Here is a 13006-nt window from a genome sequence, read left to right as displayed (position 1 = left end):
ATAATTTATAACATGCGACTACACAGAAACTTATGCTTTGCAGTAATTGATGGTTTACACCTTATTTTTAATGAAGGTGAATATGCTGATAAGGTGGTTCAACAATTATTAAAGCGCGATAAACGCTGGGGAAGTCGCGACCGCGGTTTTGTAGCTGAAACTGTCTACCAAATTGTCCGCTACAAAAGGCTATATGCAGAAATTGCCAATGTAAAAGAACCATTCGACAGAGATAATCTATGGCGCATTTTTGCAGTTTGGGCAACACTAAAAGGCATTAAATTACCGGATTGGAAATATTTTACAAATACACCAACCCGAAAAATAAAAGGAAAATTCGACGAGCTTTCTAATACACGAAAATTTAGAGAATCAATCCCGGACTGGATCGATGATTTAGGGTTAGAAGAATTAGGTGAAACTTTGTGGACTAACGAAATTGCAATGCAAAATCAACAAGCCGAAGTTATCCTAAGAGTTAATACCTTAAAAACCACAAAAAAAGACTTACAGCTTAAGCTCCAATCTGAAGATATTGACACTGAATCTATTCCAAATTATCCTTGGGCATTAAAGCTTACAAAACGAGCAAATGTTTTTAAAACTGACGCTTTTAAAAATGGTTGGTTTGAGGTTCAGGATGCATCTTCTCAGCTAGTTGCCGATTTTTTAGATGTAAAACCAGGCATGAAAGTTGTAGATGTTTGCGCAGGTGCAGGTGGTAAAACTTTGCATCTCGCATCACTTATGGAAAATAAAGGTCAGATAATTGCTATGGATATTTACGAAAGTAAATTAAAAAAACTCAAAGTAAGAGCACGCCGTAATGGTGTTCATAATATCGAGTTAAAAGCAATAGATTCTACCAAACCCATAAAAAAACTGCATGGTAAAGCAGATAGATTATTGATTGATGCACCATGTTCTGGTTTGGGTGTTTTACGTCGCAACCCTGATGCAAAATGGAAACTAAGACCAGAGTTTATAGAAAATATTAAGCAAACACAATCTCAAGTTTTAGAACAATATTCTAAAATGGTAAAAGATGGTGGTAAAATGGTTTATGCAACCTGCTCCATTTTACCTTCTGAGAATGAGAAACAAATTGAACAATTTTTAACAAAAGAAAGCGGAAAAGCGTTTAACTTTGTAGCAGATAAAAAAATATTAGCCCACAAATCTGGTTATGACGGTTTTTACATGGCCCTGTTAGAAAAGAAAAACTAAACTTATGAAGAACATCTACTTATTATTTTTATTACTCACAACGTTTGCATACGGTCAACAGCCCTATTATGACAGTATTGACTTTACTGGTTTAAATGGAGATCCTTTATATACTACTTTGGGGCAGCTTATCGATAACGCAAGTGATACATACACCTATGGCGATGTAAGAGATGACTTCAAAATCATGGAGCTAGATCCTGACGATGTTACCGATTCTAATGTTTTATTAACCTATGGCTTTACAAATAATCTAAGCTGCACTTCAGGACAAACAGACAGAAGAATCAGAGATAAAGATGATTTTGGAGGAGGTACATGCGAGTACAATAGGGAGCACGTATTTGCTAGATCAAATGCAAATCCTACAATGGGTAGCGTGAGTAATGGTGATACAGGTATAGCAGCCGACCCTCACAACTTAAGAGCCACTGACGTTCAAAGAAATAGCAATAGAGGTAATAGGAAATTTGGAGATGGTTCTGGAAATTCTGTTGTTTTAGGAAATGGAGATTATTACCCTGGAGATGAATGGAAAGGTGATGTTGCAAGAATAATGATGTACATGTATACTAGGTATGGCGATAGATGCTTGCCAGAGCTAAATGCAAGCGGATCTAAACAAGGAGCAACTGATATGCTACAGATATTATTACAATGGAATGTAGATGACCCTGTTTCGCAAATCGAAGACAATAGAAATGATAGATTAGAAACAGTATACCTAAATAGAAATCCATTTATCGACAACCCATTTTTAGCAACATTAATTTGGGGTGGACCAGATGCTGAAGACCGTTGGGGAACATTATCAACAGAGGATTTTCAAGAAGATCAAATTAAAATATTCCCAAATCCAGCGACTGGAAATGAGGTAACTATCATATCTAACAAAGCAATATTAGCTGAAGTTTATGATGTTTTAGGCAAACGAGTAAAGGTTCAGAATTTAACAGCGAATCAGAAAAAATTAAACATATCTAATCTCAAAAAAGGGATTTACTTAATGCGATTAAAAACTGATTCGGGAACAACAACAAAAAAATTAATTAGACAATAAAATTAAAGAGCGGCTTTTAGTCGCTCTTTTTATTTAATAACTAGTGAATAACTATAACATTTAGTACAAACAATATAGAACCTATACACTTAAAAAAGTGTAAATTTACAATCTCAAAAATATAACAGACATACATATAATGATTCATTTCTTCGGAAACCAAAACAGTAAAGTATTTGCTGTTCAAGCAACAAAAGAATTATCAGCTGAAACAATTTCAAAATTAGTGTGGTTATTTGGCGACCAACCAAAATTAGAGCAAGCATCGATTGATGCTTTTTTTATTGGGCCTCGTGCTGCCATGATTACACCATGGAGTACCAATGCTGTCGAAATTACTCAAAACATGGGTATAGATGGCATTATCCGAATTGAAGAATTCATGGCAATATCAGCGGACTATAAAGACTATGACCCAATGATTTCTGAAAGATTCAATGGTCTTAATCAAGATACTTTCACCATTGATATTCAGCCAGAATCAATACAGGACATTGAAGATATTTCAGCTTATAACGTGCAAGAAGGTTTAGCACTTAGTGATGAAGAAATCGAGTACCTCAACCTGGTATCTGAAAAAATTGGAAGACCACTAACGGACTCAGAGGTTTTTGGATTTTCGCAAGTGAATTCTGAACACTGCCGACATAAAATATTTAATGGCACATTTGTTATTGATGGTGAAGAAAAACCAACATCGCTCTTTAAAATGATTAAAGAGACGTCAAAACAAAATCCCAATGATATTGTTTCTGCATACAAGGATAATGTCGCATTCATAAAAGGACCAGTTGTTAAACAATTTGCTCCAAAACGTGCCGATATTCCAGATTTTTATACCATCAATGATTTTGAATCTGTTATCTCTTTAAAAGCCGAAACACATAATTTCCCAACAACTGTTGAACCATTTAATGGTGCAGCAACAGGATCTGGAGGAGAAATTAGAGATCGACTTGCAGGAGGAAAAGGCTCTATTCCACTAGCAGGAACTGCAGTATATATGACATCCTATTCGCGTTTAGAAAAAAATAGACCTTGGGAACAAAAATTTGAAGCTAGAGATTGGCTTTACCAAACACCAATAGATATTTTAATAAAAGCATCTAACGGAGCTTCAGATTTTGGTAACAAATTTGGCCAACCACTTATTTGTGGTTCTGTTTTAACCTTTGAGCATGAGCAAGAAGACCGAAAACTAGGTTATGACAAAGTAATTATGCAAGCCGGTGGAATTGGTTACGGAAAAGCTAACCAAGCCATAAAAGATACACCCAAAACTGGTGACAAAATTGTGATTTTAGGTGGTGAAAACTATCGTATTGGCATGGGTGGTGCTGCAGTATCATCTGCTGATACTGGTGAATTTTCATCTGGTATAGAACTTAATGCCGTTCAACGTTCAAATCCTGAGATGCAAAAAAGAGCTGCTAATGCTGTACGTGGAATGGTAGAAAGTGATGAAAACTTAATAGTTTCAATTCACGATCATGGCGCCGGCGGACATTTAAATTGCCTTTCAGAATTGGTGGAAGATACCGGTGGAAAAATAGATTTAGATGCATTACCGGTTGGTGACCCTACACTTTCAGCCAAAGAAATCATTGGAAATGAATCTCAAGAACGCATGGGATTAGTTATCGCCGAGAAACACCTCGAAACGCTTCAAAAAATTGCTGACAGAGAGCGTTCGCCAATGTACAGTGTTGGTGATGTTACTGGTGACCACAGATTTACGTTTAAGTCGCAATCCAATGGTAATACACCTATGGACTTAGGGTTAGAGGATATGTTTGGAAGCTCTCCTAAAACTATACTGACAGATAAAACCATTGCACATAACTATTCTAATATATCATATAATTCAGATAATTTTCATGATTACTTAGACCAAGTTTTACAATTAGAAGCAGTGGCATGTAAAGACTGGCTTACCAACAAGGTTGATCGCTGTGTTGGCGGTAAAGTAGCAAAACAACAATGTGTTGGTGCATTACAATTACCACTTAATAATGTGGGTGTTATGGCGCTTGACTTTAATGGGAAAGAAGGTATTGCAACATCTATTGGCCATTCCCCAATTTCTGGCTTAATCAATCCAGTAGCTGGTAGTAGAAATAGCATAACTGAAGCACTTACTAACATCATTTGGGCACCACTGAAAGATAATCTTAAAAGTGTTTCGTTGTCAGCAAATTGGATGTGGCCATGTAAAAATGAAGGCGAAGATGCACGTTTGTACGAGGCTGTAAAGGCAATTTCAGATTTTGCAATTGACTTAGGTATTAACGTTCCAACAGGTAAAGATTCATTATCTATGAAACAAAAATATCCTGATGGTGAAGTGATTGCTCCTGGCACTGTTATAATATCTGCAGCAGCAAATTGCAATGATATTAGTAACATAATTGAACCTGTTTTACAACAGGGCAAGGGCGATATTTACTACATTAATTTATCTCAAGACCAATATAAACTTGGAGGAAGTAGTTTTGCTCAAATAATGAACACAATTGGTAATGAAACTCCAAATGTAAAAAGTGCAGAATATGTTAAAAATGTATTCAATACCATTCAACAGTTAATCAAGGATAGGCAGATTGTTGCAGGACATGATGTAGCTTCCGGAGGTTTAATTACGACCTTGCTTGAATTGTGTTTTTCAGAAAATAATGTTGGTGCAGAACTTGATTTATCGGCACTAAATGAAAAAGATTCTATCAAATTGTTGTTTGCCGAAAATTCAGGAATAGTATTTCAGGCTTCAGATAGTTCAATTGAAACCACCTTAAATGCGGCTGGAATTCTATATCACAATATTGGAAAAGTAACAGATAGTGACGTCTTAAGTCTCATAAATCATAATGAAGTTTATACCTTGACCATTTCTCGCCTAAGAGATATGTGGTACAAAACCTCACTTCTACTCGATCGAAAGCAAACCGCAAATGGATTAGCAGATGAGCGTTTTGAAAATTACAAAAATCAACCTTTACAATATCAATTCCCAGAAGATTTTACAGGAAAACTCCCAGTTATTGATGAGTCTAAACCAAGACCAAAAGCTGCTATTATTCGTGAAAAAGGTAGTAATTCTGAACGCGAAATGGCAAATGCTATGTATTTGGCTGGTTTTGATGTTAAAGATGTACATATGACAGATTTAATATCTGGTCGAGAAACATTAGAGGATATCAAGTTTATCGGAGCTGTTGGTGGTTTTTCAAATTCAGATGTTTTAGGTTCAGCAAAAGGTTGGGCCGGCGCATTTAAATACAACAAAAAAGCTAACACTGCTTTAAAGAAGTTCTTTGAAAGAGATGATACTCTCTCAGTGGGTATTTGTAACGGATGCCAACTATGGATGGAACTCGATTTAATTAATCCAGACCACGAGAAACATGGTAAAATGACCTTTAATGACTCAGGGAAACATGAGAGTGCATTTACGTCTGTAAAAGTCCAAGAAAATAACTCTGTGATGTTATCTAGTTTGGCAGGAAGTACACTTGGCGTTTGGATTAGTCATGGTGAAGGTAAATTCGATTTACCGCATTCTGAAGACATGTACGACATTTGTGCTAAATATAGTTACGAAGGCTATCCGCATAACCCAAATGGCTCAGACTATAATACGGCGATGCTTTGTGATAAAACTGGTCGTCATTTAGTGACTATGCCGCATATAGAACGCTCAACATTTCAATGGAATTGGGCAAATTACCCTAATGGTAGACAAGATGATGTTTCGCCTTGGTTAGAAGCCTTTGTAAATGCCAGAAAATGGATAGAAAATAATTAGTTGTCAAAAAATTTAGTATTAAATTTCTAAAGCTTAATTTAATTCCTATTAATTTTCCTATTTTCGTAATATTCCTATTAATTTTTTGTTTTTAAAATAATGACTGACGTTACACGCCTTTTTGATTTTCCATATTATCAACTTGAACATAAACCTAACCCAAATGCTTTAGTAACTAAATATAATGGTGAATGGACACCTATGTCAACCCAAGTATACATAGAGAAGTCTAATGCAATGAGTAGAGCATTACTGAGATTAGGGGTTCAAAAAAATGACAAAATCGCTGTAATTTCTTCTACAAATAGAACCGAATGGAATATTATGGACATTGGCATCCTTCAAACAGGAGCACAAAACATTCCAATATATCCAACCATTAGTGCTGAAGATTATGAGTATGTATTGAACCATAGCGAGTCTATATATTGTTTTGTGTCTGATGAAGAGGTTTTAAATAAAGTGCGTAAAGTCCAAGCAAACACAAAACTAAAGGAGGTTTACTCATTTGACCATATTGAAGGTTGCAAACATTATTCTGAATTATTCGAGCTTGGTAAAGATGAAAGTAACCAATCTGATGTTGAAGCAAGAAAAGATGCCGTTAAACCAGAAGATTTAGCAACAATAATATATACTTCAGGAACTACTGGAAGACCAAAAGGTGTAATGCTTTCTCATAACAATATTACAAGCAATGCCCTAGATAGTTCACCACGTGTTCCACTTCCTGAGTCTGGTGACGTTAGGGTTTTAAGTTTCTTGCCTATATGTCACATCTTTGAACGTGTTTTAATATATGTCTATCAATATGCTGGAGCATCTATATATTTCGCTGAAGGTTTAGATAAAATTGGTGATAACGCCAAGGAAATAAAACCCCAGATGATGAGTGTTGTTCCGCGTTTATTAGAAAAAGTATTTGACAAAATAATGCTTAGAGCTGATGAACTTACAGGCATTAAAAAGCAACTATTTGATTGGGCAGTGAGATTAGGAGACCAATGGAAACCCTATAAGCAAAATGGTGCTTGGTACGAGTTTAAACTTAGGATAGCTAGCAAACTTATTTTTAGTAAATGGCGTGAGGCACTTGGTGGTGAGTTAACCACTATGGTATCTGGTAGTGCAGCTTTACAAACAAGATTGGCTAGAGTTTTTGGCGCGGCAGGAATGCAAGTAATGGAAGGTTATGGTTTAACGGAGACATCACCTGTTGTTTCTGTTGGTATGTACAAAGATGCCCATTATAAAGTTGGCACTGTTGGAAAACCAATAAGAAATGTTGAAGTTAAAATCGCCGAAGATGGAGAGCTTTTAATTAAAGGGCCAAATGTTATGATGGGTTATTATAAAGACCCTGAAAAGACGGCTGAAGTTATGACTGGTGATTACTTCCATACAGGAGATAAGGGTGAAGTCGATCAAGATGGGTTCTTAAAGATTACTGGTCGTAAAAAAGTGATGTTTAAAACCTCTGGAGGTAAATATGTAATTCCACCTCTTATTGAAAATCAAATGAAACAATCGTTGTTCATAGAACAAATTATGGTTGTTGGAGAAGGTGAAAAAATGCCTTGTGCGCTTATTCAACCTAATTTTGAATATATCAGAGATTGGATTGGAGACGAAGGTTTAGACATTGGTACAACTGAAGCTGAGATTGCAACATCAGATGTTGTTATAAACCAAATTCAAGAAGAAGTTGCTAAGCATAATGAAATATTCGGTAAATGGGAACGTATTAAGAAATTTGAACTTACTCCTGAAGCCTGGACAATTGATAATGGTCTTTTAACTCCAACGATGAAAATGAAACGAAGTGTAATCCGTAAAAAGTACGATACACTTTATGAAAAAATATATAGACCTTAGAAAATTTAAGGGATTAGCACGTTTTTAAAACTTAATTACTACCTTTTTCAGACTAGTAAAATTTCTTAAATGCTACATGTAAGAATAGCTTTGTAGTATTAATTTTAAATTTTATCAATCATGAAAAAAATCTTTAAAGTATTTGCTTGCCTTTTCTTATTCACGGCAATAGTAAATGCACAGCAAATCTCACAAAAAAGCTGTAGTGCCGTTTGTCTAAATCGAACGATTCAATTAGATGGCAGTTCTGACAAGGAAACAATAACTGTTGATGTTTCTGAAGATACAGGTAAGATGCACCTAAACATTAATAGTAAAGTGGAATCTGGTTACTTAACTGTAGAACTATACGACCCTAAAGGAAATAAAAAAGGTAACTTTTCTATCGAAAGCCAATCTAACAGCTCTAAGACTAAAGAGCAGGTTTGTGGTCAGATGCAAAAATATATAGAAGACCCAATTAAAGGTAAATGGTCTGTTGTACTTGTACCAAAAAAAGTAGTTGGTGACGTTTCAATTTGCACTTCGCTATACGATGAATAAACTAACGACCAACATTAATCACATTTACTTAAATTCTTTTGGATTACTGTTGTTCTTAATTTTCATTAATAGTTTTAGTTGTTTTTCACAACATAAAACAAAAAACGAACAATCTCAATCAATCAAAGGTAAACTGCAGCTAGACTCTATTTGGGAACCTGTAGTTTACCTATCTTATATATCTTCTTTTAAGGACATGTACACCATGTCTAATGAAATAATCATAGCAGAAACTAAAGTAGACAGTTCTGGTTCTTTTTACTTTTCAACGGAATCATTTCCTAAAGAAGATAACCTCTATCGATTACATCTTTCTAAAAAAGAATCTCCTGCAGCTTCATTAATTATTGGTGGTAAAGAAGAAAATCACATTTTCCTTATTGCAAATAAGCATTCAGAGATATTTATTAAAAATAAGATTAGAGATAGTCTATTTTATGATTATGATATTAATGGATATCAACCAAATACGGACTTTAAATCTATCCACACTATAATCAACAATGATAATTTAAGATCACCAAATAGTAATCTAAAAAAGGAGTTTATTAATAAAACTATATACGAAGAACTAAGACACATAGCAGATACAGCTTCTCATCCGATCGTCTCGTTATACGCGTTAACCAACAGCAAATTTGAATCTTCATATTTGGAAAATCAAAAATTCTATGAAAACTATCTAGACAAATGGAAAGATGAAAATTCGTCCTATTTTAATGAGTTGAGATCAAAATTTCCTGAAAAAAAGAATAGTCCTGCACTTTGGATTATAATTTCAGCAATCTTTTTTTTCCTGCTCGGATATATCATAAATAACTCAATGAATGCGAGGAGAAAAAAGGATAATAAGCATTTAAAATTATTAAGTGTACAAGAACGAAAAATATATTGCTTGCTAGTAGAAGGTAAATCTAACAAAGAGATTTCTGAAGCGTTTAATATAGGTGTAAGTACAGTAAAATCTCACGTAAGCTCAATTTATAATAAGCTAAATATAAAATCACGTAAAGACATTGTCAATGTCTCTAACTTGTAATCCGTTACTTACTGATTTTTAACACTTTAAGTATTTTATCATATATTTAGTGGTACTAACTAAATAATTTCACTTATGAAAACTAAAACATTTATTATCGCTGGACTTGCTGGTGGTGTGGTAGATTGGTTATTAGGATGGTTATTCTATGGGATAATCTTCGCAGAAACTTTTCCGCAACCACAAGAAGGCACAAACGCCCTGATTTTTATAACATTTGGCTGTTTTTCCTTTGGTTTTTTTATCTCTTATATTTTTAACCAATGGGCTCAAATTTCAACGTTGAGTTCTGGTGCTAAAGCTGGTGCAGTAATTGGTTTGTTCATGGGACTTATTACCATATTCTTCAATATGGCTAATGACGTTGAAGTAGATTATCAAAGATATGGTATAGAATTACTAGTATCTATTATAATGGCTGCCGTTGTTGGTGCAGTGGTTGGCCTTGTAAGTGGTAAGGTGAAATAGACTAAATCCAACATAATATTTTAAAGCGTTCCTATCCAGGAGCGCTTTTTTTGTTCACCAATTTTTAGAAAAATTTATTATGCACGCATAGTATTTTTTGTTATCTTTGAAGACTTACAAATTCTATATGAAAGATAAAACAATAGATTATGTGCTGAGAACCACATGGTTAGCAGTAAATAAAATGTATAACGAAGAAGCTGCAAAATTTGGTAGCACAATGGCTACTGGCTTTGCTTTATTAAGTATAGATCCTGAAAAAGGAACACCTTCTACGTCCTTAGGACCAAAAATGGGCATGGAAGCTACTAGTCTTTCACGCACACTAAAAACTATGGAAGAAAAAGGACTTATAGAACGAAGACCTAATCCTGAAGATGGTCGTGGAGTACTAATTTTTCTAACAGATTTTGGTCGCGAAAAAAGAGATTATTCGAGAGATCGTGTATTAACATTCAATGAAGCTATTAGAGAAAATATTTCTGATGAGCAGTTGAATGGATTTTATGAAGTAGCTGAGCTAATCAATAATATGATTTCTAACAAAAAAATTTATAATCAAAAAGAAACTATAAACAAATAAATGAGCAAAAGAAGAATAAAAAAAGTAGCAATCATTGGTTCCGGAATTATGGGATCTGGTATTGCTTGTCATTTTGCAAATATTGGCGTTGATGTTTTATTATTAGACATTGTTCCTCGTGAGCTAAACGACAAAGAAAAAGCAAAAGGACTAACTTTAGAAGATAAGGTTGTTCGTAACCGTTTGGTCAATGATGCCTTGACAGCGTCACTAAAATCGAAACCTTCTCCTATTTATAATAAAAAATTCGCTGATAGAATTACTACCGGAAACATAGATGACGATTTACACAAAATCAAAGATGTAGACTGGGTTATGGAAGTAGTTGTAGAGCGTTTAGATATTAAGCAGCAGGTTTTTGAAAAAGTAGAAAAGTACAGAACTCCTGGTACTATTATTTCTTCTAATACTTCTGGTATTCCTATAAAATTCATGAACGAAGGTCGTAGTGAAGATTTTCAACAGCATTTTGCAGTAACACACTTCTTTAATCCACCTCGTTATTTAAAGTTATTTGAAGTTGTTCCTGGTCCAAACTGTAAACAAGAAGTTACAGATTTCTTAATGGAATACGGTGACAAGTTCTTGGGTAAAACTTCGGTTTTGGCAAAAGACACACCCGCATTTATTGGTAATAGAATCGGAATTTTTGGAATTCAATCTTTATTTCACCAAGTAAAGGAGTTAGGGTTAACTATCGAAGAAGTTGATAAATTGACTGGTCCAGTTATAGGACGTCCAAAGTCAGCAACTTTCAGAACTGTCGATGTTGTAGGCCTAGACACCTTGGTGCATGTAGCAAATGGTATTTATGACAACTGTCCAGATGACGAAGCACATGAGTTATTCAAATTACCAGATTTTATCAATACCATGATGGAAAATAAGTGGTTAGGTAATAAAACAAAACAAGGGTTTTATAAAAAGACTACTAATGCAGAAGGTAAGCGCGAAATTTTAGCTCTTGATTTAGAGACGATGGAATATCGTCCATCTAAAAAAGCAAAATTTGCAACTTTAGAACTTACGAAAACGATTGATAAACCAATTGATAGATTTAAGGTATTGGTTGGAGGAAAAGATAAAGCTGGTGAATTCTACCGTAAGAACTTTGCTGCCATGTTTGCGTATGTTCAAAATAGAATCCCTGAAATCTCTGATGAGTTATACCGAATTGATGATGCCATGAAAGCAGGTTTTGGATGGGAAAATGGTCCATTCGAAATTTGGGATGCCGTTGGTGTTGAAAAAGGTATCGAACTTATGAAAGCCGAAGGTAAAGAGCCTGCAACTTGGGTAACAGATATGATAACTAAAGGCGAAACATCTTTCTATACTGTAAAAGATGGTGCTACTTATTACTATGATGTACCTGCAAAAGCTCAGGTTAAGAAACCGGGTCAAGATGCATTTATCATATTAGACAATATCCGTAAATCTAACGAAGTCTTTAAAAACTCTGGTGTTGTAATTGAAGATTTAGGAGATGGCATCTTAAACTGCGAATTCCAATCTAAAATGAATACAATTGGTGGCGATGTTTTAGCTGGATTGAACAAAGCTGTTGACTTAGCTGAAAAAGAGTATGAAGGTTTAGTAATAGGTAACCAAGGTGCAAACTTCTCAGTTGGTGCAAATATTGGGATGATCTTCATGATGGCTGTTGAACAAGAGTATGACGAATTAAATATGGCCATCAAGTATTTCCAAGATACCATGATGCGCATGCGCTACTCCTCTATTCCAACAGTTGCTGCACCTCACGGCATGTGCTTAGGTGGTGGTTGTGAGTTATCAATGCATTCTGATAAAGTCGTTGCAGCAGCCGAAACTTATATCGGACTTGTCGAGTTTGGTGTTGGTGTTATCCCTGGCGGCGGTGGTTCTAAAGAAATGGCCTTAAGAGCTCAAGATTTATTCCACCAAGGTGATGTTCAATTGAATGTTTTACAAGAGCATTTTTTAGCAATTGGTATGGCTAAAGTTGCAACTTCTGCTTATGAAGCTTTCGATTTTAATGTACTTCAAAAAGGAAAAGATGTTGTGGTAGTTAATAAAGACCGTCAAATTGCTGAAGCTAAGAAACATGCATTACTAATGGCTGAAGCAGGTTATACTCAAAAGCCACAACGTAAAGATGTACTTGTCCTTGGTAAACAAGCATTAGGTACATTTATGGTTGGTACTGATGCAATGAAAGCATCGAAGTATATCTCTGACCACGATCAAAAAATTGCAAATAAACTAGCCTATGTAATGGCTGGTGGTGATTTATCAGAACCTACACGAGTTTCTGAGCAATACTTATTAGACTTAGAACGTGAAGCATTCTTAAGCTTATGTACAGAACGTAAAACTTTAGAGCGTATTCAACACATGCTAAAAACTGGTAAACCATTAAGAAATTAA

Annotated in this window: 9 protein-coding genes; all 9 read left to right on the top strand. The window is 34.9% G+C overall.

Annotated elements, in window-relative coordinates; translation table 11 throughout:
* Window positions 1-12 precede the first annotated feature (12 nt).
* Window positions 13-1227: an RsmB/NOP family class I SAM-dependent RNA methyltransferase gene (locus tag ED556_RS05950; RefSeq protein ID WP_296320656.1), complete on the top strand. Its 1215-nt coding sequence runs from the start codon at window positions 13-15 to the stop codon at window positions 1225-1227.
* 4 nt (window positions 1228-1231) lie between these two features.
* Window positions 1232-2287, top strand: a complete 1056-nt coding sequence (locus ED556_RS05945; RefSeq protein ID WP_296320652.1) for an endonuclease — start codon at window positions 1232-1234, stop codon at window positions 2285-2287.
* Between the two features lie 139 nt (window positions 2288-2426).
* The gene (gene purL, locus ED556_RS05940; RefSeq protein ID WP_296320648.1) at window positions 2427-6089 is read left to right on the top strand and encodes a phosphoribosylformylglycinamidine synthase; all 3663 of its coding nucleotides are present in this window, start codon (window positions 2427-2429) and stop codon (window positions 6087-6089) included.
* A gap of 99 nt (window positions 6090-6188) precedes the next feature.
* Complete coding sequence (locus ED556_RS05935; protein ID WP_296320647.1) at window positions 6189-7964, top strand: long-chain fatty acid--CoA ligase; 1776 nt, start codon at window positions 6189-6191, stop codon at window positions 7962-7964.
* 120 nt (window positions 7965-8084) lie between these two features.
* Window positions 8085-8507: a hypothetical protein gene (locus tag ED556_RS05930; protein WP_296320644.1), complete on the top strand. Its 423-nt coding sequence runs from the start codon at window positions 8085-8087 to the stop codon at window positions 8505-8507.
* A complete protein-coding gene (locus ED556_RS05925; RefSeq protein ID WP_296320641.1) occupies window positions 8500-9546 on the top strand; it encodes a helix-turn-helix transcriptional regulator in 1047 nt (348 codons plus the stop codon). Before ED556_RS05930 ends, ED556_RS05925 begins: the two co-directional genes overlap by 8 nt.
* A 75-nt stretch (window positions 9547-9621) precedes the next feature.
* Window positions 9622-10014 carry a hypothetical protein gene (locus tag ED556_RS05920; protein WP_296320639.1) on the top strand — a complete coding sequence of 131 codons (393 nt, stop codon included), beginning with the start codon at window positions 9622-9624 and terminating at the stop codon, window positions 10012-10014.
* Window positions 10015-10141: 127 nt separating this feature from the next.
* A complete protein-coding gene (locus tag ED556_RS05915; RefSeq protein WP_296320636.1) occupies window positions 10142-10597 on the top strand; it encodes a MarR family transcriptional regulator in 456 nt (151 codons plus the stop codon).
* A complete protein-coding gene (locus ED556_RS05910; RefSeq protein WP_296320632.1) occupies window positions 10598-13006 on the top strand; it encodes a 3-hydroxyacyl-CoA dehydrogenase/enoyl-CoA hydratase family protein in 2409 nt (802 codons plus the stop codon).

The sequence above is a fragment of the Winogradskyella sp. genome, from assembly GCF_003712105.1.
Taxonomy (GTDB): domain Bacteria; phylum Bacteroidota; class Bacteroidia; order Flavobacteriales; family Flavobacteriaceae; genus Winogradskyella.
This window is presented reverse-complemented; position numbering and strand designations above follow the sequence as displayed.